Below are 22,785 nucleotides of genomic sequence, written 5' to 3' on the forward strand. Positions count from 1 at the left end.
CCTTCTCCACTGAGGTTGCGCGGCAATTGTGGCAGGTGGCACCGACAACGGGGGATCAGGGCACCGCTCGGCGGTGTCAGCCCTTGCCGGTCATGCCCTCGGGGAAGGCGCCGGCCGCGAGCGCCGTCATGAGGACGCCCCTGGCCAGTTCGGTGAGGCGTTCGACACCCGCGGCGCCCAGATGCTCGTACGGGGCGCGGTCCAGCCGGTCCGTCCGCGCCTCGATCTCGTTGCGCAGGGCCACACCTGCCTCTGTCAACTCGCCCTCGGCGTCGAGCAGTCCACGCTCCCGCAGCCGTCCGGCCGCCGCCTCCCAGTCCGCCCGGGACCAGCCGCGCGTGCCCAGGGCCCACTTCGGGGCCATGCCCTTGCCGGTCGCGGTGTGGCTCACCAGGGCCTCCACCGGGTCGAGTTCCGCGTCCAGCAGCACCGCGAGGTGACCGTCGCCGCGGTGCTCACGCAGCAGGGTGGCCGCGTGCCAGAGCGCGAGGTGCGGCGCGTCGGGCACGGGGAGGTCGGCGTGGGCGGCATACAGCGGGCGCGCGGTCCTGCCGCAGGCCTCGGCCGCCCGCAGGGCGAGCTCCGCCGCCTCCGCCACCTCCTTGGAGGCGATGACGTCCTCGCCGAGCAGCCGCCGCAGAGTCGCGTCGACGGCACGCGCGCGTGCCGCGAGCACGGTCTCCGGGGAAGCCGTCCGCCACACCTCGGGCAGGTGCTTGGCCACCAGTTCGTGGCGGAAGTTGTAGAACGTCGCCGTCACCGTGCCCGGGCCCACCGCTCCCATGGCCGCGGCCCGCACCGCGAAGTACGCGGCCCTGCTGTCCTCGACCCCGACCGAGGCCAGCTCCCGCCCCAGATCGGGCGAGAAGTAGTGCGTCGAGTGCAGCGGATTGAGGACGTTGTGGCAGCGCCGCCCGGCGCGCTCCGGCAGTGGAGTGGTCATGCCCGGCACATTACCGACTGGTCGGTACGGCGGGAATGGCAGTGCCTGGGATGGCAGGAAAGGTGGGGTATTCGGCGTTGCGGCCATCACCGGGCCCACGAAGAATCGAGGACATGCGAACCGTCCTGATCGTCCTCTTCGACGAGGTGCAGAGCCTCGACGTGACAGGTCCCCTCGAGGTCTTCGCGGGCGCCGAGGCCCGCCATGCCGGCTCGTACCGCATCCGCACCGCCTCCCCGGACGGCGCGCCGGTGCGCACCTCCAGCGGCCTCACGGTCGTCCCGGACCACGCGCTCGCCGACGTACCCGATCCGCACACCCTGCTCGTGCCCGGCGGGCAGGGCACCCGGCGCCCCGATCCTCGCCTGACCGACTGGCTGCGTGAGCACGGCCCGCGCGCCGAACGCCTGGTCTCCGTGTGCACCGGCGCCCTCCTGCTCGCCGAGGCGGGCCTCCTGGACGGCCACCGCGCCACGACCCACTGGGCCTACTGCGACAAGCTCGCCCGCGACCACCCGGCCGTCGAGGTCGACCCGGACCCCATCTACGTCCGGGACGGCCAGGTCTCGACCTCGGCGGGTGTCACCTCCGGAATCGACCTGGCCCTCGCGCTGGTCGAGGAGGACCTGGGCCGCGAGACCGCCCTCCTGATCGCCCGCTACCTGGTCGTCTTCCTGCGACGCCCCGGCAACCAGGCGCAGTTCAGCGCCCAGCTGGCCGCCCAGACCGCGCAGCGCGAACCCCTGCGCGAAGTCCAGCAGTGGATCACCGAGCACCCCGGCGGCGACCTGAGCGTCGAGTCGCTCGCCGCCCGCGCCCGCCTCTCGCCCCGCCACTTCGCCCGCGCCTTCCAGACCGAGACCGGCATGCCGCCCGGCCGCTACGTCGATCGCGTCCGCCTCGAACACGCCCGGCGCCTCCTGGAGGACACCGCCGACGGCATCGAGGAGATCTCCCGCGCGTGCGGCTACGGCACGCCCGAGGCGATGCGCCGTGCCTTCGTCAGGACGCTCGGCTCGGCACCGGCCGAGTACCGGCGCCGTTTCCGCCCGGCGCCCCTGGGCCCGATCCGCCGCGAACCCACCCGCTGACCCGCTGGAATCCCACCCGCTGATCCCCTGAAAGGAACCCCGATGCAGATCGCCATCGTCCTTTTCGACCGCTTCACCGCCCTGGACGCCGTGGGCCCCTACGAGACCCTCGGCCGACTGCCCGACGCGGAGACCGTCTTCGTCGCCGAGCACACCGGCCCGGTACGCGCGGACACCGGCTATCTGGCGATCACCGCCGACAAGACGCTGGCGGAGGTGCCGAACCCCGATATCGTCCTGGTCCCGGGAGGCCCGGGCCAGACCCCGCAGATGGAGAACGAGGTCCTGCTGGACTGGCTGCGCGCCGCCGACGCCACGAGCACCTGGACGACCTCCGTGTGCACCGGCTCGCTGCTGCTGGCCGCCGCGGGGCTTCTGGAGGGCCGCCGCGCCACCTCCCACTGGCTGGCGCTCGACATCCTCAAGCAGTTCGGCGCCGAGCCGACGGGGGAGCGGGTCGTGTTCGACGGCAAGTATGTGACGGCGGCCGGTGTGTCGTCCGGGATCGACATGGGGCTCACCCTGCTCGGCCGGATCGCGGGCGACGAACACGCCCAGGCCGTACAGCTGCTGACCGAGTACGACCCGCAGCCGCCCTACGACGCCGGATCCCCGCAGAAGGCGCCCGCGCACCTCGTCGAAGAGTTCCGCGCGAAGAGCCGCTTCATCCTGACGTAGTCCAGGTGAAGCGCGGCTGCCGGCGCTCCAGGAAGGCGGCGACCCCCTCGGCGGTGTCGCCGCTGCCCCGCGCCCGCTCAGCCCAGTAAGCGTCCCGGTCCGTGCGCCCGTTCGCGAACTCCTTGGCCGCCGCCTGGGTCAGCAGGGAGCGCGTGATCAGTACGCGAGTGAACTCCACGACACGCTTGTCGAGTTCGCCCCCGGGCAGTACCTCGTCCACCAGACCGGTGCGCAGCGCACGCTCCGCGTCGATCAACTCGCCCGAGAACAAGAGGTACTTGGCGGCGCCCGGCCCCACCAGAGACACCAGCCGTCGTGTGGAGGAGGCCGAATAGACGATCCCGAGGTTCGCCGGAGTCACCCCGAACAGCGCCCCTTCCTCGGCGAACCGCAGATCGCAGGCCGCAGCGAGCTGCGACCCGCCGCCCACGCAGTACCCGCGAATCGCGGCCAGCGTCGGTTTCGGGAACGCGGCGAGCGCCTCCTCGGCGAGCACGGCGAGGCTTTGCGCCTCGTCCGGGGAGCCCCGCAGCGTCGAGATGTCGGCCCCCGCGCAGAAGGTGTCGCCCTCGCCCCTGAGTACGAGCGCGCGCACGGCGGGGTCGGCGGCCAGCGTGTCGAGCAGCGGTGGCAGCGCCCGCCACATGCCGGCCGTCATGGCGTTGCGCTTGGCCGGGTGGTGGATGACGACGGTGGCGACCCCGTCGCCGGTGCTGTGCAGCAGCTGAGGCTCCATAGGCCGGATGCTATCCGCACCCGCCGAACGAACGATCAAGAAGGGGGCAGGCGGACGACGAGACCGCGGGGAACGAATCGGGCGAGCCCGGTGCCAAACCCGTACAACCCGAATAGTTCGCGAAGCAGGCCCAATAGGGACAGGAGCAGTCCCACAACTGACCGTGTCATACGCCGACGGTCAGAAGGCGTCGATACCAGCTGACTTCTGTTCAGTCATCCGGTCCGGACCAGCGCATTGTCAACACTCGACGTGTGGTGACAATCGAGCGCAAGGGTGGCGACCGGACGATGGAGAACCTCGGGCGGGGGTCCGACCCGAGCCCTGGCGGCGGCGGGGAGATGGCTCCCGACCGGAGACCGCCGGGCCCGCTGCCGTACGAGGGGGTGTGGCGGTTCACCGCTCCCGCCATCGACGCTTCGGTGCCGCAGGCGCGGCACGCCGTCCGTGATCTGCTCGCCCGCCAGGGGGTGCCCGTCTCGGACGACCTCGTCCAGGGACTCCTGCTGATCGTCTCCGAACTGGTCACGAACGCGGTCCGGCACGCGGCGCTGCTGTCCCCGATGCTCGCCGTGGAGGTCGCCGTCGGTGCCGAGTGGGTGCGCGTCTCCGTGGAGGACAACCACCCCTACCGCCCGACCGCCCTGGAGGCCGACCACGGGCAGACCGGCGGCCGGGGCCTGCTGCTGGTGCGGGAGGTCACCAGGGAGTCGGGCGGAGTGTGCGACGTCGAGCACACGGCGAGCGGCGGCAAGGTGATCTGGGCAGCCCTGCCGCTCACTCCGAGCGTGGTGTAGCGGACGCGCTACCAGCCCGCGGACGGGCCCGTCAGCTCCCTGATCGCGGGGCGGGCCGCGTCCAGCACGGTCATGAACCACGACGAGAAGGTGTCCTTCTCATGCCGCTCCGTCAGCTCGGCGGCGGTCACGAAGGCCGTCGAGCCGACCTCCTCCGGGTCGGGGCCGAGCTGCGACTGCACCATCCCGACGAAGAGGTGGTTGTACTCCTGCTCCACCAGACCCGAGTCCGGGTCCGGGTGGTTGTAGCGGACCGTGCCCGCCTCGGCGAGCAGCGACGGGGAGACCCCGAGCTCCTCGTACGTCCGCCGGGCCGCCGCCGCGAAGGGTGCCTCGCCCGGGTAGGGGTGGCCGCAGCAGGTGTTCGACCAGACCCCGGGGGAGTGGTACTTGCCGAGGGCGCGCTGCTGGAGCAGCAGCCGCCCGCGCTCGTCGAAGAGGAACACCGAGAACGCTCTGTGCAGCTGCCCCGGCGCCTGGTGCGCGGCGAGCTTCTCCGCCGTGCCGATCGTATTGCCGTCCTCGTCGACCAGCTCCAGCAAGATCGCTTCAACGGTGCCGTTCGACGAACTGTGCGTCGCGGTGGCAGGTGTGATCGGCATACCCATCCTTCGCATCGGTCTTCGAGCCCCAAGTCTGCCGTACGAAACCGGCACTCCCGGCACTTCGCGACTCCCGCATGTCCCGCCCCGGAACCCCGGAGCGGGACGTACGGCCGACGTGCGTCAGACGCCGAAAGCGGCCGGATACCTGATCGTGCCCGGTGCCACGGACAGGGAATCGCTCAGGACAAGGGCCATCAAATGTTCGGACGGCACGTCGAATCCGGGCCGGATGCCGTACTCCGAAGCGGGCCGGAATCCGAACCTCGGGTAGTACCCGGGATGTCCGAGTACGAGGACCAGCCGCTCCCCACGCGCGCGTGCCGCCTCCAGCACCGCGCGTACGACGGCCGATCCCGCGCCCCGGCGCTGCTGGTCCGGTCGTACGGCGACGGGGGCCAGCGCGGCGGCGGGGGCGCCGTCGACATGGCAGCGGGTGATCAGCGCGTACGCCGCGATCGTGCCGTCCGGCGCCTCGGCGACGTACGACAGGTCCGGGAACCATGCCCCGGGATCGGCGCGCAGAGCGTCGACCAGATCGGCTTCCTCCGCCCTCTGGAAGGCGGCGGCGGTCACGGCGTACACCTCGGCGCGATCGGCGGAGGTTTCCCGGCGGGTGCGCCAGGCAGTGATGTGTTCAGCGTTGTCGGTCAACGTGGAAACCCTTGGGTGAGGGGCCCGGCCGACGCACGGATGAGCTGCGGGTCAGCCTCGGGCCCGGGAAACGGGGACGACTGTGTCGCTGCGCGCGGCAGCGCCGAAAGCGACCGTCATCAACCCACCTCCTCCAATCGCCGGCCACGTTAGCAAAATGAGCGGCCGTCCCGCCCCCGAATTCAGGCGGCTCCCCGCCTGCGCGTCAGTGGCACAGCTTCGCCTCGTGCTCCGCGTGCCCGCTGGGCTCCAGCTGGAACGTGCAGTGCTCGACGTCGAAGTGCACGCCGAGGCAGCCCTGGAGTTCGTGGAGCATCTTCTCGTGGCCGATCGCGTTCAGGACGTCGGAGCTGACGACCACATGCACGGAGAGCACGGGCATGCCGGATGTGATGGTCCAGGCGTGCAGGTCGTGGATGTCCTCGACGCCCGGCAGCGCCAGGATGTGGGCGCGCACCTCCGCCATGTCGACGTTCTTGGGGGCGGCCTCCAGGAGCACGTTGAGCGTCTCCTGGAGCAGCTTCCAGGTGCGCGGGACGATCATCAGGCTGATCAGGATCGAGGCGATCGGGTCGGCGGCCTGCCAGCCCGTGGTCATGATCACCGCCGCGGCGATGATGACCGCCACCGAACCCAGCGCGTCCGCCACCACCTCCAGGAAGGCGCCGCGCACGTTCAGGCTTTCCTTCTGGCCGCGCATGAGCAGCGTGAGCGAGATCGTGTTCGCGACCAGGCCGATCAGACCGAACACGATGGCCTGAGCGCCGTCGGTGTCGGCGGGCGTCACGAAGCGCTGGATCGCCTCGTACATGACGTACCCGCCGACGACGAGCAGCAGCAGGCAGTTGGCGAGCGCGGCGAGGATCTCGGCCCGCGCGTACCCGAACGTGCGGGTCTCGCTCGGCGGGCGGCTCGCGAAGTGGATGGCCAGCAGCGCCATGCCCAGGCCCAGCGCGTCCGTCGCCATGTGTGCCGCGTCGGCGATGAGCGCGAGCGAATCGGCGACGAGACCGCCGACGATCTCGACCACCATCACGGTGAGCGTGATCGACAGCGCGACGCGCAGCCTCCCGCGGTACGCCGCTGTCGCCGTACCCGTGGCGGGAGCGCCGTGCGCATGCCCGTGGTCGTGCCCAGCCCCCATGGAAGCCGCCTCCTGTGCTCTGCTCGGGCTCACAGTGAACTACGGGCGGGGGGTATCGGGCAACGCGGCACTGAACACCGTTGTCATGTGCCCTGACCTGCGGAAACGATCCGCAGGTCAGGGCATGGGAAAGATCGTTAATCCTGCGTCCGGGGGCGGTGCAGCTGCCAGCCCTCCCACGCCGACCCGACCATCTCGCGCACCCCGCGCCGCGCGCTCCAGCCGAGCTCCCGCGCGGCCAGCTCGGCCGAGGCGACCGCGCGCGGGGCGTCGCCGGGGCGGCGCGGTTCGACGAGCGGCTCCCGGGTGTCCCCGCTGGCCTCGCCGATGAGGGTGATGAGTTCGCGGACCGAAACGCCTTCGCCGCGGCCGATGTTCACCGTCAGATCGCCCGTCGCGCCGTCGGCCAGCCGCCGGGCCGCCGCCAGATGCGCCTCGGCGAGGTCGGCGACGTGGATGTAGTCACGGACGCAGGTGCCGTCCGGCGTCGGATAGTCGTCGCCGAAGATCCGCGGGGCCTCGTCGCGCGTGAGGCGGTCGAAGACCATCGGGATCACGTTGAACACCCCGGTGTCGGCGAGCTCGGGCGCGGCCGCGCCCGCCACGTTGAAGTAGCGCAGGCACACGGTCGCGATGCCGTGCGCCCGGCCCGCCGCCCGTACCAGCCACTCCCCGGCGAGCTTCGTCTCGCCGTACGGGCTCATCGGGGCGCAGGGGGTGTCCTCCGTGATGAGGTCCACATCGGGGTTGCCGTAGACGGCCGCCGACGAGGAGAAGACGAACCGCTTGACGCCCGCCCCGGCGGCCGCCTCCAGGAGCGTCGCGAGCCCGCCCACGTTCTCCTGGTAGTAGCGCGTCGGCTGGGCCACGGACTCGCCGACCTGCTTGCGTGCGGCGAGGTGCACCACACCCGTCACCGCGTGCTCCGCGAAGACCCGCTTCAGCAGATCCCCGTCCAGTGACGAGCCCTGCACCAGGGGAATGCTCTCCGGAAGCCGGTTCGGCACCCCTGACGAAAGGTCGTCGAGGGCGACGACGCGCTCCCCGGCCTCCGCCATCGCCCGCGCCACGTGGGCCCCGATGTATCCGGCTCCGCCTGTGATCAGCCATGTCATGGACGCCCACCCTATGCCGGTCCCGCGCGGTGTCCGTCCTGTCCCGCTCCGGGCGGGGCGCCGGGTGCCGTGCGCGATGCCGAGAATGCGCCGGTCTGAGGGCACGGTTTGTGGCGCGGGCCCCGGATCCCTGATGATGATCTCGGCGGAGGCCATGCAAAACCGGGTGGATCGGGCCATGAACGGGTGGTGAACGCCCGCTGCCGTCCATCCGATAACCTCTGCCGACATGCCGCCCGGACAGGCCCTGTCGCCTGGCGCGGGGCCATCCCACCACGCACTTGCCCGGCGCGGACGCGTCGGCACCCAGGGAGTGAGTTCGCTGTCGACCGCCATCCTCACCGGCCAGCCGGTTCCCGGATCGTCGCTTGAGGGCGATCTGCGGTCGCTCGGCTTCGACGTGCGGCTCGCCGCCGACGCCGGAGACGCCGAGACGCTCCTTGCCGCCGTCCCCCTGGACCAGCGGGTCGCCGTCGTCGACGCCCGCTTCGTGGGGCACCCGCACGCGCTGCGCCTCGGCCTCACGGATCCCCGGTTCGCGGCCTCCGCGCTGCCCGGAGCCATATCGGTGCAGCCCGAGGCCCGCAAGGCCCTGACCCGGGCCGTGGCCCGCGAGAGCTCCGCCCCCGGCGGCCTCGCCGTCGCCACGGACCACCTCGCCGAACGCCTCACCGCGGCGCTCGACGCGGACGGCGTCGCCGTGTACCGCCCCGAGCTCGGCACGCTGGTCGCCGCCGTACCCGCCGACCCGCAGGAGCGCAACGAGGCCCGGCAGGCCGTCTCGGCCGTGGACGACGAGGCCGTACGACTGCGCAGCGCCGTGAAGGCCCGCGACGGCTTCTTCACCACCTACTGCATCAGCCCGTACTCGCGCTACATCGCCCGCTGGTGCGCCCGCCGCGGCCTGACCCCGAACCAGGTCACCACCGCCTCACTGATCACCGCGCTGATCGCCGCGGGCTGCGCCGCCACCGGCACCCGCGCCGGGTTCGTCGTGGCCGGCCTGCTGCTCATGTTCTCCTTCGTCCTGGACTGCACGGACGGCCAGCTGGCCCGCTACTCCCTGCAGTACTCGACGCTCGGCGCCTGGCTGGACGCGACCTTCGACCGCGCCAAGGAGTACGCCTACTACGCGGGCCTCGCGCTCGGCGCGGCCCGTGGCGGCGACGACGTATGGGCGCTCGCGCTCGGCGCGATGATCCTTCAGACCTGCCGGCACGTCGTCGACTTCTCCTTCAACGAGGCGAACCACGACGCCACCGCCAACACCAGCCCCACCGCGGCCCTCTCGGACAAGCTCGACAGCGTCGGCTGGACGGTCTGGGTGCGCCGGATGATAGTCCTGCCCATCGGCGAACGCTGGGCCATGATCGCCGTCCTCACGGCGCTGACCACCCCGCGCATCACCTTCTACGCGCTGCTCATCGGCTGCGCCTTCGCGGCGACGTACACCACGGCGGGCCGCGTACTGCGCTCGCTGACCCGCAAGGCGCGACGCACGGACCGCGCGGCGCAGGCGCTGGCCGACCTCACGGACAGCGGACCGCTCGCCGAGCTGCTCACCCGCTTCGCACGCCGCGTGCCCCTGCGGGCACCGGCCGTCACCGCGCTGGCCGGCGGCGCCGTCGTCGTCCTCGCGGCCTGGCTCGCCCCTTACGGCAGCTGGTGGCCCGTGCTGGGCGCCGTGTTCTATGTACTGCTGTCGCCGCTGGCCGTCGTCCGCCCCCTCAAGGGCGCCCTCGACTGGCTGGTCCCGCCGTTCTTCCGCGCGGCCGAATACCTCACCGTTCTGGTACTGGCGGCCAACGCCGACGTGAACGGGGCGCTTCCTGCGGCTTTCGGCCTGGTGGCCGCCGTCGCCTACCATCACTACGACACGGTGTACCGCATCCGCGGCAACGCCGGAGCCCCCCCGCACTGGCTGGTGCGGGCGATCGGCGGGCACGAAGGCAGGACGCTGCTGGTCACCGTCCTGGCCGCGCTGCTCACCGCCGAACAGTTCAAGGTCGCGCTCACGGCGCTCGCCGTGGCCGTGGCGCTGCTGGTGCTCGTCGAGAGCATCCGCTTCTGGGTGTCCTCCGGGGCGCCCGCCGTACACGATGAAGGAGAACCCGCATGATCGGCCTCGTGCTGGCGGCCGGCGCCGGACGGCGTCTGCGTCCCTACACCGACAGCCTCCCCAAGGCTCTCGTGCCGGTGGGGCCCGCGGGCATAGAGGGCGAACCGACGGTCCTGGACCTGACGCTCGGCAACTTCGCCGAGATCGGCCTGACCGAGGTCGGCATCATCGTGGGTTACCGCAAGGAAGCCGTGTACGACCGCAAGGCGGCCCTTGAGGAGAAGTACGGCCTCAAGATCACCCTCATCGACAACGACAAGGCCGAGGAGTGGAACAACGCCTACTCCCTGTGGTGCGGCCGTGACGCCCTCAAGGACGGCGTGATCCTCGCCAACGGCGACACCGTGCACCCGGTCTCCGTCGAGAAGACGCTCCTCGCCGCCCGCGGCGACGGCAAGAAGATCATCCTCGCCCTCGACACGGTGAAGAAGCTCGCCGACGAGGAGATGAAGGTCGTCGTGGACCCCGCCAAGGGCGTCCAGAAGATCACCAAGCTGATGGAGCCGTCCGAGGCCACCGGTGAGTACATCGGCGTCACCCTCATCGAGGGCGCCGCCGCCGCCGACCTGGCCGACGCCCTGAAGACGGTGTGGGAGACGGACCCGCAGCAGTTCTACGAGCACGGCTACCAGGAGCTCGTCAACCGCGGCTTCCAGATCGATGTCGCGCCGATCGGTGACGTCAAGTGGGTCGAGATCGACAACCACGACGACCTGGCCAAGGGGCGTGAGATCGCGTGCCGGTACTGACGAGGCTCATCCCCTCGCCGGTCGTCGTCGACATCCGTCCGGGTGCCCTGGACGACCTGGCGAGTGTGCTCTCCGACCAGCGGATCTCGCATTCGGGCAAGCTCGCCGTCGCGGTGAGCGGCGGCTCCGGCGCCAAACTGCGCGAGCGGATCGCCCCGGCCCTGCCGGGCGCCACCTGGTACGAGGTCGGCGGCGGCACCCTCGACGACGCGATCCGGCTGGCCGGTGCCATAAAGGCCGGGCATTACGACGCGGTCGTAGGCCTGGGCGGCGGCAAGATCATCGACTGTGCGAAGTTCGCCGCGGCACGCGTCGGCCTCCCGCTGGTCGCCGTGCCCACGAACCTCGCGCACGACGGCCTGTGCTCGCCCGTCGCGACCCTCGACAACGACGCGGGCCGCGGCTCGTACGGTGTGCCGAACCCCATCGCGGTCGTCATCGACCTCGATGTGATCCGCGAGGCCCCCGTACGGTTCGTGCGCGCCGGCATCGGCGACGCCGTCTCCAACATCTCCGCGATCGCGGACTGGGAGCTGGCGAACCGCGTCAACGGCGAGAAGATCGACGGTCTCGCCGCCGCGATGGCCCGCCAGGCCGGTGAGGCCGTGCTGCGGCACCCGGGCGGCATCGGTGACAACGGCTTCCTCCAGGTACTCGCCGAGGCGCTGGTCCTCAGCGGGATCGCCATGTCGGTGTCCGGTGACTCACGACCCTCGTCCGGCGCCTGCCACGAGATCAACCACGCCTTCGACCTCCTCTTCCCCAAGCGCGCGGCGAGCCACGGCGAGCAGTGTGGTCTGGGCGCGGCCTTCGCGATGTATCTGCGTGGGGCGCACGAGGAGTCGGCGTACATGGCCGAGGTGCTGCACCGGCACGGGCTGCCGGTGCTGCCGGAGGAGATCGGCTTCACCGTGGACGAGTTCGTGCAGGTCGTGGAGTTCGCTCCGCAGACCCGGCCCGGCCGCTACACGATCCTCGAACACCTCGACCTGAAAACCAACCAGATCAAGGACATCTACACCGACTATGCCAAGGCCATCGGTAGCTGAACTCCGCCCCGTCGTTCACCCCCCAGGGGTGAAGGACCGGCGCAGCGGTGAGCACTGGGCGGGACGCCTGTACATGCGAGAGATCTCGCTGCGGGTGGACCGGTACCTGGTGAACACACGGGTCACGCCCAACCAGCTGACCTACCTGATGACCGTCTGCGGCGTTCTCGCGGCCCCGGCCCTGCTGGTGCCGGGGATCGCGGGCGCCGTGCTCGGCGTGCTGATGGTCCAGCTCTACCTGCTGCTCGACTGCGTCGACGGCGAGATCGCGCGCTGGAAGCAGCAGTTCTCGCTCGGCGGGGTCTACCTGGACCGGGTCGGCGCGTATCTCACCGACGCCGCCGTGCTCGTCGGCTTCGGCCTGCGCGCCTCCGATCTGTGGGGCTCCGGGCGGATCGACTGGCTCTGGGCCTTCCTCGGCACCCTGGCCGCCCTCGGCGCGATCCTGATCAAGGCCGAGACCGACCTTGTCGGCGTCGCCCGCCACCAGGGCGGGCTGCCGCCCGTCAAGGAGTCGGCGTCCGAGCCGCGCTCGTCCGGCATGGCGCTGGCCCGCAAGGCCGCCGCGGCGCTGAAGTTCCACCGGCTGGTGCTCGGGATCGAGGCGTCCCTGCTGATCCTGGTCCTGGCGATCCTGGACCAGGTGCACGGCGACCTGTTCTTCTCCCGGCTCGGCGTCGCCGTGCTGGCCGGCATCGCGCTTCTCCAGACCGTGCTGCACCTCGTGTCCATCCTCGCCTCCAGCAGGCTGAAGTGAGCGCCGCGATGAAGGTCGGCGCGGTGATCATCACCATGGGCAACCGACCCGAGGAACTCCGGGCCCTGCTCGACTCCGTCGCCAAGCAGGACGGCGACCGCGTCGAGGTGGTCGTGGTCGGCAACGGCTCGCCCGTCCCGGACGTCCCCGCCGGAGTGCGTACCGTCGAGCTGCCCGAGAACCTCGGCATACCCGGCGGCCGCAACGTCGGCATCGAGGCCTTCGGCCCCGGCGGCACCGACGTGGACGTCCTTCTCTTCCTGGACGACGACGGCCTCCTCGCCACCTTCGACACCGCCGAGCTGTGCCGCCGGGCCTTCGCGGCCGACCCGAAGCTCGGCATCATCAGCTTCCGCATCGCCGACCCGGAGACGGGCGAGACCCAGCGCCGTCACGTCCCGCGGCTGCGCGCCTCCGACCCGATGCGCTCCTCGCGGGTCACCACCTTCCTCGGCGGCGCCAACGCCGTCCGTACGAAGGTCTTCGCCGAGATCGGCGGGCTCCCGGACGAGTTCTTCTACGCCCATGAGGAAACCGACCTCGCGTGGCGGGCCCTCGACGCGGGCTGGATGATCGACTACCGGTCCGACATGGTGCTGTGCCACCCGACCACCGCGCCCTCGCGGCACGCGGTCTACCACCGCATGGTCGCCCGCAACCGCGTCTGGCTCGCGCGCCGAAACCTTCCCGCGCCGCTCGTTCCGGTCTACCTCGGCGTCTGGATGCTCCTGACGCTGCTGCGCCGCCCCTCGGGACCGGCACTCAAGGCCTGGTTCGGCGGCTTCAAGGAGGGCTGGACCACACCGTGCGGGCCCCGGCGTCCCATGAAGTGGCGTACGGTGTGGCGGCTGACTCGACTGGGCCGACCTCCTGTGATCTGACAAGCTCGTTTCTGAGAGCATTCGTGGCCGTACCCCGGTCCCCGGCTCATGCCTACGCCCGTCCCGGCTGTGCGCATCTTGAAGACGAAAGTTTCCACTTGTGAGTGAGACAACGCATGACGGCGGAGTCGCGGTGAGCGACCGACCGTCGCCCGATGACGGGCTCTCCGCGGCCGACCTGGCCACCAAGTACGGGCTCGCGGTCAGCGGCGCCCGGCCCGGACTCGCCGAATACGTTCGTCAGCTGTGGGGGCGGCGGCACTTCATCCTCGCCTTCTCGCAGGCGAAGCTCACCGCCCAGTACAGCCAGGCCAAGCTGGGCCAGCTGTGGCAGGTGGCGACCCCGCTGCTCAACGCGGGCGTCTACTACCTGATCTTCGGCCTGATCCTGAAGGCCAACCGCGGTATGTCGCACGACGTGTACATCCCGTTCCTGGTGACGGGTGTCTTCGTCTTCACCTTCACGCAGAGCTCGATCATGGCGGGCGTCCGCGCGATCTCCGGGAACCTGGGGCTGGTGCGCGCGCTGCACTTCCCGCGCGCCTCGCTGCCCATCTCCTTCGCGCTCCAGCAGCTCCAGCAGCTGCTCTTCTCGATGATCGTGCTGTTCATCGTGGCGATCGGTTTCGGCAGCTACCCGAGCGCGTCCTGGCTGCTGATCGTGCCGGTGCTCGTGCTGCAGTTCCTCTTCAACGTGGGACTCGCGCTGATCGTGGCCCGGATGGGCGCCAAGACCCCGGACCTCGCCCAGCTGATGCCGTTCATCCTGCGGACCTGGATGTACGCGTCCGGCGTCATGTTCTCCATCAGCACCATGCTCGCCGGCCGCCCGGAGTGGATCGCCCGCGCACTGCAGGCGAACCCGGCCGCCGTCTACATGGACCTGATGCGCTACGCCCTCATCGACGGCTACGGCTCCTCCCACCTGCCTCCGCATGTGTGGGCCATCGCCCTCTTCTGGGCCGTGGTCGTCTCCGTCGGCGGGTTCGTGTACTTCTGGAAGGCAGAGGAGAGGTACGGCCGTGGCTGAGCAGAGGACCGACTCCCACATCCCCACCGTCATCGCGGACGAGCTGCACATCGTCTACCGCGTCAACGGCGCCAAGACCGGCAAGGGCAGCGCGACCGCAGCCCTCAGCCGCATCATCAAGCGCGGCGAGTCGCCCGGCGTACGCAAGGTGCACGCCGTCCGGGGCGTCTCCTTCACCGCGTACCGCGGCGAGGCCATCGGCCTGATCGGCTCGAACGGCTCCGGCAAGTCCACGCTCCTGCGTGCCATCGCCGGCCTGCTCCCCGCAGAGAAGGGCAAGGTCTTCACCGACGGCCAGCCCTCGCTGCTCGGCGTGAACGCGGCCCTGATGAACGATCTGACGGGCGAGCGGAACGTCATATTGGGCGGGCTCGCCATGGGTATGACCCGCGAGCAGATCAAGGAGCGCTACCAGGAGATCGTCGACTTCTCCGGCATCAACGAGAAGGGCGACTTCATCACCCTCCCGATGCGCACCTACTCGTCCGGCATGGCGGCCCGCCTCCGCTTCTCCATCGCGGCCGCCAAGGACCACGACGTCCTGATGATCGACGAGGCCCTCGCCACCGGCGACCGCTCCTTCCAGAAGCGCTCCGAGGCCCGCATCCGTGAGCTGCGCAAGAGCGCGGGCACGGTGTTTCTGGTCAGTCACAACAACAAGTCGATCCGCGACACCTGCGACCGCGTGCTCTGGCTGGAGCGCGGTGAGCTGCGCATGGACGGCCCGACCGAAGAGGTCCTCAAGGAATACGAGAAGTTCACGGGCAAGTAGCCCATTTCGACCAGGGCCCCGCCGGAACTCTTCGGCGGGGCCCTGCGTCTGCAAAGGAAACGCCAACTCCGCCCGGCCTTAGGAATCTTGACACCAATCGGTGTGTTGTTGTGATGTGCAGGACACCCCGACGGAGCGTGCCGCGTTGTACAACGTAAGCTGTACCGGTGCTGATTCGCGGCAAGTAGGGCGATAATGCGCGACACCCGGCACCGCGCGCCGCGCGGACCTCCGGGCGGCGTGTCCGAAAAGGGCACTATTGGGTCGGCAGTGTAGAACGGGAGATGTGACGGCAATGGCTACGGAAACTCTCCAGCTCCGCGACGCGTGTGCCGTCCCCGCGCCGGGCGGCGAGCGGTGACCGAAGCCGGCACGGCGCGTACTGGTGATCCGGAGCGCGGCACTCTGGACAAGGCCGCGGACGAAAACTTCCCCGTGGCACCCTTCTTCCTGCCCAAGGCCTGGCGCGACGATCTGATGGCCGTGTACGGCTTCGCCCGTCTCGTCGACGACATCGGTGACGGCGACCTCGCCCCGGGCGGCGCGGACGCCCGCCTGCTCGGCGTGTCGCCCGAGGAGGCCGAGGACCGCCTCCTCCTGCTTGACGCCTTCGAAGCCGATCTTCACCGTGTGTTCGACTCGACCCCGCGCCACCCGCTGCTGCGCCGGCTCCAGCCCACCGTCCGCCGCGCGGGCCTCACCCCCGAGCCCTTCCTCGGCCTGATCGCGGCCAACCGCCAGGACCAGTTGGTCAAGCGGTACGAGACCTATGACGACCTGCTCGCCTACTGCGAGCTGTCCGCCAATCCCGTCGGCCGCCTGGTTCTCTCCGTCACCGGAACCTCCACGCCCGAGCGCGTCCGCCGCTCCGACGCGGTGTGCACGGCGCTGCAGATCGTCGAACACCTCCAAGACGTCGCCGAGGACCTCGGCCGCGACCGTATCTACCTGCCTGCCGAGGACATGAAACGCTTCCACGTCGAGGAGGCGGATCTCGCCGCCGCCACAGCAGGCGCATCGGTGCGAGCACTGGTTGCATACGAAGCAGAACACGCCTCGAACCTCCTGAATGAAGGCACCCCCCTCGTGGGTAGCGTCCACGGCAGGCTGAAGCTGCTGCTCGCGGGGTTCGTTGCGGGGGGAAGGGCGGCAATCCGTGCGATTGCCGCCGCTGAATACGACGTACTTCCCGGCCCGCCCAAGCCCGGCAAGCTCCAGTTGCTGCGCGAGGTGGGAGTGACTCTGCGAGGAGAGGGGTGATCCGGACCGTGGAGTCGGAACAGCACGTGTCTGCACCGGTACTCGCCGCGTACAGCTACTGCGAGGCAGTGACCGGTCAGCAGGCCCGCAATTTCGCGTACGGCATCAGACTTCTGCCGACGCCCAAGCGCCGCGCGATGTCGGCGCTCTACGCGTTCTCCCGGCGTGTCGACGACATCGGCGACGGCACGCTCGCACCGGACGTCAAGGCGGCCCGCCTGGAGGACACCCGGGCACTGCTCGCCCGGGTCCGTGCCGGGTCCGTCGACGAGGACGACACCGACCCGGTCGCGGTCGCCCTCAGCCACACCGCCGAGTACTTCCCGGTGCCCCTCGCCGGCCTCGACGAACTCATCGACGGCGTCCTCATGGACGTACGCGGAGAGGCGTACGAGACCTGGGACGACCTGAAGGTCTACTGCCGTTGCGTGGCCGGGGCGATCGGGCGGCTCTCGCTCGGCGTGTTCGGTACGGAACCGGGGGCGCGCGGCGCCGAGCGCGCGCCGGAGTATGCCGACACGCTCGGGCTCGCGCTCCAACTCACCAACATCCTGCGGGATGTACGCGAGGACGCCGTGGGCGGGCGTACCTATCTGCCTGCCGACGATCTCGCCAAGTTCGGCTGCTCGGCGGGGTTCAACGGGTCGACTCCACCGCCCGGCTCCGACTTCGCGGGCCTCGTGCACTTCGAAGTGCGTCGGGCCCGCGCTCTTTTCGCCGAGGGCTACCGGCTGCTGCCCATGCTCGACCGGCGCAGCGGCGCGTGTGTCGCGGCGATGGCCGGCATCTACCGCCGCCTGCTCGACCGCATCGAGCGCGAGCCGGAGGCCGTGCTGCGCGGCCGGGTCTCGCTGCCCGGACGTGAGAAGGCGTACGTCGCCGTGCGCGGCCTCTCCGGTCTCGATGCCCGTCATGTGTCCCGCCGTACCGTCAGGAGGCGCGCCTGATGGACAATCCGGTCCAAGGTGATTCCACCGGCGAAAAGCGGCACGCAACCCTCCGGAGCCGGATGGCGTCCCTGACTGCAACGGCCTGCCGTGCACCGTTCAAGCACCGCGGCGCGGCCGCAGGGGAGGGTGCACGATGAGCGAGGTCACGCAGCCCCCGGGGGCTTCGGGCCGCCCGGACGGGGCGGCTGCCGTGGTGGTCGGTGGAGGGCTCGCCGGGATCACCGCGGCGCTCGCGCTCGCCGACGCCGGGGTGCGGGTCACCCTGCTCGAAGGGCGGCCGCGGCTCGGCGGTCTCGCGTTCTCCTTCCAGCGCGGCGAGCTGACGGTCGACAACGGCCAGCATGTCTACCTGCGCTGCTGCACCGCCTACCGCTGGTTCCTCGACCGCATCGACGGAGCCTCGCTGGCGCCCCTGCAGGATCGTCTCGACGTGCCCGTTCTCGACGCCGAGGGCACACCGGGGCGACGGCTCGGCAGAATCGGCCGCACGGCGCTGCCCGTGCCGCTGCATCTCGCGCGCAGCCTCGCCACGTACCAGCATCTGTCGCTCGCCGAGCGTGCCAAGGTCGGCCGTGCCGCGCTGGCGCTCAAGGGCCTGGATCTCTCCGATCCGGCGCTCGATGCGCAGAACTTCGGCGACTGGCTCGCCGCGCACGGTCAGTCGGAGCGTGCCGTCGAAGCACTGTGGGACCTCGTGGGGGTCGCCACCCTCAACGCGGTGGCCGGCGACTCGTCGCTGGCGCTCGCCGCGATGGTGTTCAAGACCGGTCTGCTGTCCGACCCGGGCGCGGCCGACATCGGCTGGGCACGCGTCCCGCTGGGCGAACTGCACGACACCCTGGCCCGCAAGGCGCTCGACTCCGCGGGCGTCCGTACCGAAGTCCGTACACGCGTCACCTCCATCTCCCTCAACGAGAACGGGCGTTGGAGCGTTCAGGTTCCCGGCGAGACGCTCGAAGCCGACACGGTCGTGCTCGCCGTACCCCAGCGCGAGGCCCGCGATCTGCTGCCCGAGGGGGCGCTCGACGCCCCTGAGCGGCTCCTGGAGATCGGCACCGCGCCGATCCTCAACATCCATGTCGTCTACGACCGCAAGGTGCTCGCCCGGCCGTTCTTCGCGGCGCTCGGCTCCCCGGTGCAGTGGGTCTTCGACCGGACCGAGGCGTCCGGGCTGCGCGAGGGCCAGTACCTGGCGCTGTCGCAGTCGGCCGCGCAGGACGAGATCGACGAGCCCGTCTCCGTACTGCGCGAGCGCTATCTGCCGGAGCTGGAACGGCTGCTGCCCGCCGCGCGCGGCGCCGGAGTGAAGGACTTCTTCGTGACCCGGGAGCGGACGGCGACGTTCGCCCCCACCCCGGGCGTCGGGCGGCTGCGGCCCGGCGCCCGCACCAAGGCTCCCGGCCTGTACCTGGCCGGAGCGTGGACCGCCACAGGGTGGCCCGCGACCATGGAGAGTGCGGTCCGCAGTGGCGTCAGTGCGGCGGGAGCCGCGCTGGGCGCCCTGGGCCGGCCTCGCGATCACCTCTTCGACGTCTTTGAGGAGGCGGCCTGATGCTCGATCAGCGCGCGACCGACCCCCGCACCCCCGGTACCGCAACAAGAGGAGAGACTGTGCCCACTGTGCCCCCGGCCGAAACGGCTGCCGACGCGGTGGACGTGACCGCGCTCCTGGAGCGCGGCCGGACCCTGGCCACACCGGTGCTGAAGGCGGCCGTCGACCGGCTCGCAGCGCCCATGGACACCGTCGCCGCCTACCACTTCGGCTGGATCGACGCCAAGGGCAATCCCGCGGACGGCGACGGCGGCAAGGCCGTACGCCCCGCGCTCGCCGTCCTGTCCGCGCAGGCCGCCGGCGCCGCCCCCGAGGTGGGCGTGCCGGGTGCGGTCGCCGTTGAACTGGTGCACAACTTCTCGCTGCTGCACGACGACCTGATGGACGGCGACGAGCAGCGCCGCCACCGCGACACCGTCTGGAAGGTGCACGGCCCCGCCCAGGCCATCCTCGTCGGCGACGCCCTGTTCGCGCTGGCCAACGAGATCCTCCTGGAGCTCGGCACCGTCGAGGCGGGCCGCGCCACGCGTCGCCTCACCACCGCGACCCGTGCCCTGATCGACGGTCAGGCACAGGACATCTCCTACGAGCACCGCGACCGCGTCAGCGTCGAGGAGTGCCTGGAGATGGAGGGCAACAAGACGGGCGCCCTGCTCGCCTGCGCCTGCTCCATCGGCGCGGTGCTCGGCGGTGCCGACGACTTCACCGCGGACACGCTGGAGAAGTACGGCTACCACCTGGGCCTGGCCTTCCAGGCCGTCGACGACCTCCTCGGCATCTGGGGCGACCCGGAAGCCACCGGAAAGCAGACCTGGAGCGATCTGCGTCAGCGCAAGAAGTCCCTGCCGGTCGTGGCCGCGCTCGCCGCGGGCGGGCCCGCCTCCGAGCGCCTCGGTGAACTGCTCGCCGAGGACGCCAAGGCCAGCGACTTCGAGAACTTCTCCGAGGAGGAGTTCGCCGCGCGCGCCGCGCTCATCGAGGAGGCGGGCGGCCGCGAGTGGACCGCCCAGGAGGCGCGCCGCCAGCACGCCATCGCCATCGAGGCGCTGGACGCCGTCCAGATGCCCGACCGGGTGCGGGCCCAGTTCGTGGCGCTCGCCGACTTCGTCGTCGTACGGAAGAGATGATCACTATCGGTCGAATAAACCTCGCGTAGTCGCCGGCCGGTGCCGCGGGACAAGGACGCACCGGCCGACGGCGGACCCACAGCAGAGACGTACCACTGCACGAAGGGGAAGCCATGACAGCGACGACCGACGGAAGCACCGGGGCCCTGCCGCCCCGCGCTGCCTCGGCCAGCGAAATCCAGACACAGACGACTCCCGTGGCGGCCGGGACAGTCGAGACCCGAGATGTCGCCACGTACGCGATGCGGCGCGCCACCGACTTCCTGCTCTCGCGGCAGGATGTCGAGGGCTGGTGGAAGGGCGACCTCGAGACGAACGTCACGATGGACGCCGAGGACCTGCTCCTCCGTCAGTTCCTGGGCATCCGCGACGAGTCGACGACGCACGCCGCCGGGCTGTTCATCCGCGGCGAGCAGCGCGACGACGGCTCCTGGGCCACGTTCTACGGCGGACCGGGCGAACTCTCCACCACCGTCGAGGCGTACGTCGCCCTGAGGCTGGCCGGGGACGCCCCGGACGAACCGCACATGGCACGGGCGTCCGCCTGGATCCGTGAGCGGGGCGGCATCGCCTCGGCCCGGGTCTTCACCCGGATCTGGCTCGCCCTGTTCGGCTGGTGGAAATGGGACGACCTGCCCGAACTCCCGCCGGAACTCATCTACTTCCCGAAGTGGATGCCGCTCAACATCTACGACTTCGGCTGCTGGGCGCGGCAGACGATCGTGCCGCTCACCGTCGTCTCGGCGAAGCGTCCAGTGCGGCCCGCGCCGTTCCCGCTCGACGAGCTGCACACCGACGCGCACCATCCCAACCCGGTCAAGCCCCTTGCTCCGGTGGCGAGTTGGGACGGTGTCTTCCAGCGGCTCGACAAGGCGCTGCACCAGTACCGCAAGGTCGCGCCGCGCCGGCTGCGCAGGGCGGCGATGAACACGGCCGCCCGCTGGATCATCGAGCGGCAGGAGAACGACGGCTGCTGGGGAGGCATCCAGCCGCCCGCCGTGTACTCGGTCATCGCCCTGCATCTGCTCGGCTACGACCTCGAACACCCGGTGATGCGTGAGGGGTTGGCGTCGCTGGACCGTTTCGCCGTATGGCGCGAGGACGGCGCCCGGATGATCGAGGCCTGTCAGTCCCCGGTGTGGGACACCTGCCTGGCGACCATCGCGCTCGCCGACGCGGGATTGCCCGCCGACCATCCGCAGCTGGTGAAGGCCGCGGACTGGATGCTCGGCGAGGAGATCGTCCGGCCCGGCGACTGGTCGGTGAAGCGGCCCCAACTGCCGCCGGGCGGCTGGGCGTTCGAGTTCCACAACGACAACTACCCCGACATCGACGACACCGCCGAGGTCGCCCTCGCGCTGCGCCGCGTCAAGCACCACGACCCGGAGCGCGTCGACAACGCCATCGGGCGCGGGATCCGCTGGAACCTCGGTATGCAGTCCAAGGACGGCGGCTGGGGCGCCTTCGACGTCGACAACACCAGCGCCTTCCCCAACCGGCTGCCGTTCTGCGACTTCGGGGAGGTCATCGACCCGCCGTCCGCGGACGTCACCGCGCACGTCGTGGAGATGCTCGCGGTCGAGGGACTCGCGCACGACCCGCGCACCCGCCGGGGCATCCAGTGGCTGCTCGCCCACCAGGAACCGAACGGCTCATGGTTCGGCCGCTGGGGCGTCAACTACGTATACGGCACAGGGTCGGTGGTCCCGGCGCTCATGGCCGCGGGGCTGCCCGCCTCGCACCCGGCGATCCGCCGGGCCGTGGTTTGGCTGGAGACCGTGCAGAACGACGACGGCGGCTGGGGCGAGGATCTGCGCTCCTACCGCGACGTCGCCGAGTGGAGCGGGCGTGGCGCCTCGACCGCCTCCCAGACCGGGTGGGCCCTGCTCGCGCTGCTCGCCGCGGGGGAGCGCGACTCCAAGGCCGTGGAGCGCGGGGTCGAATGGCTCGCGGAGACCCAGCTGGCGGACGGCTCCTGGGACGAGCCGTACTTCACCGGCACCGGGTTCCCGTGGGACTTCTCGATCAACTACCACCTCTACCGGCAGGTCTTCCCGCTCACCGCGCTCGGCCGGTACGTCCACGGCGAGCCGAGCTTCGTCCACGGCGAGTCCCTCGCCGAGGCCAAGGGGGGTTGATGAGCACCAAGCCCGACCCGGTCCCGCTTCTGATCGCCTGCGCGCTCGGCATCGAGCACCTCGCCCTGCGCAGCGGCGACCGGACGGGGGCCGACGGGCCCGTCACCGTGCTGCGCACCGGCATGGGGCCCAAGGCCGCCGAGCGTTCGGTCACCCGGGTCCTCGCCGATCCGGCGCTGTCCGAGGCCGCCGTCCTGGCCACGGGCTTCTGTGCCGGGCTCGCCCCGGGCATGCACCCCGGTGACCTGGTGGTCGCCGAGGAGACCCGGGACCCGCGCGGCACCACGCCGTGCGTGGGCACCGATCTGCTGGTCAAGGAACTCGTGCGTACCCTGCCGGGGCGCACTGTCCATACGGGGCCGCTCACCGGCTCCGATCACGTCGTCCGCGGTCACGAACGGTCGGAGCTGCTCGCGACCGGCGCAATCGCGGTCGATATGGAGTCGGCGTCCACACTCCACAGCGCCGTGCGCACGGGCACGCGCCCGGTTGCGGCCGTACGGGTGGTCGTGGACGCTCCAGAACATGAACTCGTCCGTATCGGCACAGTCCGCGGTGGAATATCAGCTTTCCGTGTTCTTCGTGCCGTGCTTCCCGCTTTTTTTGAATGGCACCGTTCTTTGCTGCTCCCTCGGAGGTGA

23 protein-coding genes are annotated in these 22,785 nt (G+C 70.8%); 17 read left to right on the forward strand and 6 right to left on the reverse strand.

Features of this window, described 5'->3' with window-relative positions; all coding sequences use genetic code 11:
• Positions 1–76: 76 nt before the first annotated feature.
• Positions 77–943: a hypothetical protein gene (locus tag AB5J50_RS44335; protein WP_369264237.1), complete on the reverse strand. Its 867-nt coding sequence runs from the start codon at positions 941–943 to the stop codon at positions 77–79.
• 113 nt (positions 944–1,056) lie between these two features.
• Between AB5J50_RS44335 and AB5J50_RS44340 the strand changes: the two genes are divergently transcribed.
• Together AB5J50_RS44340 and AB5J50_RS44345 are read left to right on the forward strand one after the other, a co-directional pair.
• Positions 1,057–2,034 carry a GlxA family transcriptional regulator gene (locus AB5J50_RS44340; protein WP_369264238.1) on the forward strand — a complete coding sequence of 326 codons (978 nt, stop codon included), beginning with the start codon at positions 1,057–1,059 and terminating at the stop codon, positions 2,032–2,034.
• 42 nt (positions 2,035–2,076) lie between these two features.
• On the forward strand, positions 2,077–2,712 hold the full coding sequence (locus tag AB5J50_RS44345; protein WP_369264239.1) for a DJ-1/PfpI family protein: 636 nt from the start codon (positions 2,077–2,079) through the stop codon (positions 2,710–2,712).
• On the opposite strand, the gene AB5J50_RS44350 is transcribed toward AB5J50_RS44345, so the two are convergent.
• The gene (locus tag AB5J50_RS44350; RefSeq protein WP_369264240.1) at positions 2,699–3,448 is read right to left on the reverse strand and encodes an enoyl-CoA hydratase/isomerase family protein; all 750 of its coding nucleotides are present in this window, start codon (positions 3,446–3,448) and stop codon (positions 2,699–2,701) included. The genes AB5J50_RS44345 and AB5J50_RS44350 overlap by 14 nt on opposite strands.
• Positions 3,449–3,738: 290 nt before the next feature.
• Between AB5J50_RS44350 and AB5J50_RS44355 the strand changes: the two genes are divergently transcribed.
• Positions 3,739–4,245: an ATP-binding protein gene (locus AB5J50_RS44355; RefSeq protein ID WP_369265680.1), complete on the forward strand. Its 507-nt coding sequence runs from the start codon at positions 3,739–3,741 to the stop codon at positions 4,243–4,245.
• Positions 4,246–4,253: 8 nt separating this feature from the next.
• On the opposite strand, the gene idi is transcribed toward AB5J50_RS44355, so the two are convergent.
• From idi to galE, 4 genes are all read right to left on the reverse strand, one after another.
• Positions 4,254–4,847: an isopentenyl-diphosphate Delta-isomerase gene (gene idi / locus AB5J50_RS44360; protein WP_369264241.1), complete on the reverse strand. Its 594-nt coding sequence runs from the start codon at positions 4,845–4,847 to the stop codon at positions 4,254–4,256.
• 123 nt (positions 4,848–4,970) lie between these two features.
• The gene (locus AB5J50_RS44365) at positions 4,971–5,501 is read right to left on the reverse strand and encodes a GNAT family N-acetyltransferase (protein WP_369264242.1); all 531 of its coding nucleotides are present in this window, start codon (positions 5,499–5,501) and stop codon (positions 4,971–4,973) included.
• Positions 5,502–5,706: 205 nt separating this feature from the next.
• Positions 5,707–6,645 (reverse strand): cation diffusion facilitator family transporter, encoded by a 939-nt coding sequence (locus AB5J50_RS44370; RefSeq protein WP_369264243.1) that lies wholly within the window; start codon positions 6,643–6,645, stop codon positions 5,707–5,709.
• Between the two features lie 137 nt (positions 6,646–6,782).
• Entirely contained in the window at positions 6,783–7,760 is a 978-nt protein-coding gene (galE, locus tag AB5J50_RS44375; protein ID WP_369264244.1) for a UDP-glucose 4-epimerase GalE, read from the reverse strand.
• Between the two features lie 322 nt (positions 7,761–8,082).
• Here galE and AB5J50_RS44380 point away from each other — a divergent pair, with 322 nt between their 5' ends.
• The 14 genes from AB5J50_RS44380 to AB5J50_RS44445 all read left to right on the forward strand — a co-directional run bounded on the left by AB5J50_RS44380 (position 8,083) and on the right by AB5J50_RS44445 (position 22,785).
• Positions 8,083–9,879, forward strand: coding sequence for a DUF5941 domain-containing protein (locus AB5J50_RS44380; RefSeq protein WP_369265681.1), 1,797 nt, complete (start codon positions 8,083–8,085; stop codon positions 9,877–9,879).
• The gene (locus tag AB5J50_RS44385; RefSeq protein ID WP_369264245.1) at positions 9,876–10,628 is read left to right on the forward strand and encodes a sugar phosphate nucleotidyltransferase; all 753 of its coding nucleotides are present in this window, start codon (positions 9,876–9,878) and stop codon (positions 10,626–10,628) included. The genes AB5J50_RS44380 and AB5J50_RS44385 overlap by 4 nt, the downstream gene beginning before the upstream one ends.
• Complete coding sequence (locus tag AB5J50_RS44390) at positions 10,616–11,677, forward strand: iron-containing alcohol dehydrogenase family protein (protein ID WP_327433664.1); 1,062 nt, start codon at positions 10,616–10,618, stop codon at positions 11,675–11,677. The genes AB5J50_RS44385 and AB5J50_RS44390 overlap by 13 nt, the downstream gene beginning before the upstream one ends.
• Positions 11,655–12,434, forward strand: coding sequence for a CDP-alcohol phosphatidyltransferase family protein (locus AB5J50_RS44395; protein ID WP_369264246.1), 780 nt, complete (start codon positions 11,655–11,657; stop codon positions 12,432–12,434). The genes AB5J50_RS44390 and AB5J50_RS44395 overlap by 23 nt, the downstream gene beginning before the upstream one ends.
• Complete coding sequence (locus tag AB5J50_RS44400) at positions 12,431–13,315, forward strand: glycosyltransferase family 2 protein (protein ID WP_369264247.1); 885 nt, start codon at positions 12,431–12,433, stop codon at positions 13,313–13,315. Before AB5J50_RS44395 ends, AB5J50_RS44400 begins: the two co-directional genes overlap by 4 nt.
• Positions 13,316–13,415: 100 nt before the next feature.
• On the forward strand, positions 13,416–14,345 hold the full coding sequence (locus AB5J50_RS44405; protein WP_369264248.1) for an ABC transporter permease: 930 nt from the start codon (positions 13,416–13,418) through the stop codon (positions 14,343–14,345).
• Positions 14,338–15,117, forward strand: coding sequence for an ABC transporter ATP-binding protein (locus tag AB5J50_RS44410; protein ID WP_327433668.1), 780 nt, complete (start codon positions 14,338–14,340; stop codon positions 15,115–15,117). The genes AB5J50_RS44405 and AB5J50_RS44410 overlap by 8 nt, the downstream gene beginning before the upstream one ends.
• Before the next feature lie 357 nt (positions 15,118–15,474).
• Positions 15,475–16,377, forward strand: coding sequence for a squalene synthase HpnC (gene hpnC / locus AB5J50_RS44415; RefSeq protein WP_369264249.1), 903 nt, complete (start codon positions 15,475–15,477; stop codon positions 16,375–16,377).
• Entirely contained in the window at positions 16,374–17,324 is a 951-nt protein-coding gene (hpnD, locus tag AB5J50_RS44420; RefSeq protein ID WP_369264250.1) for a presqualene diphosphate synthase HpnD, read from the forward strand. Before hpnC ends, hpnD begins: the two co-directional genes overlap by 4 nt.
• Positions 17,324–17,464, forward strand: a complete 141-nt coding sequence (locus AB5J50_RS44425) for a DUF6380 family protein (RefSeq protein ID WP_369264251.1) — start codon at positions 17,324–17,326, stop codon at positions 17,462–17,464. The genes hpnD and AB5J50_RS44425 overlap by 1 nt, the downstream gene beginning before the upstream one ends.
• Positions 17,461–18,879, forward strand: coding sequence for a hydroxysqualene dehydroxylase HpnE (gene hpnE, locus AB5J50_RS44430; protein ID WP_369264252.1), 1,419 nt, complete (start codon positions 17,461–17,463; stop codon positions 18,877–18,879). The genes AB5J50_RS44425 and hpnE overlap by 4 nt, the downstream gene beginning before the upstream one ends.
• Positions 18,879–20,006, forward strand: a complete 1,128-nt coding sequence (locus tag AB5J50_RS44435; RefSeq protein ID WP_327433672.1) for a polyprenyl synthetase family protein — start codon at positions 18,879–18,881, stop codon at positions 20,004–20,006. The genes hpnE and AB5J50_RS44435 overlap by 1 nt, the downstream gene beginning before the upstream one ends.
• A 113-nt stretch (positions 20,007–20,119) precedes the next feature.
• On the forward strand, positions 20,120–22,144 hold the full coding sequence (gene shc, locus AB5J50_RS44440; RefSeq protein WP_369264253.1) for a squalene--hopene cyclase: 2,025 nt from the start codon (positions 20,120–20,122) through the stop codon (positions 22,142–22,144).
• Entirely contained in the window at positions 22,144–22,785 is a 642-nt protein-coding gene (locus tag AB5J50_RS44445; protein WP_369264254.1) for a 1-hydroxy-2-methyl-2-butenyl 4-diphosphate reductase, read from the forward strand. The genes shc and AB5J50_RS44445 overlap by 1 nt, the downstream gene beginning before the upstream one ends.

Source organism: Streptomyces sp. R35 (assembly GCF_041053035.1).
Classification (GTDB): Bacteria; Actinomycetota; Actinomycetes; order Streptomycetales; family Streptomycetaceae; genus Streptomyces; species Streptomyces lutosisoli.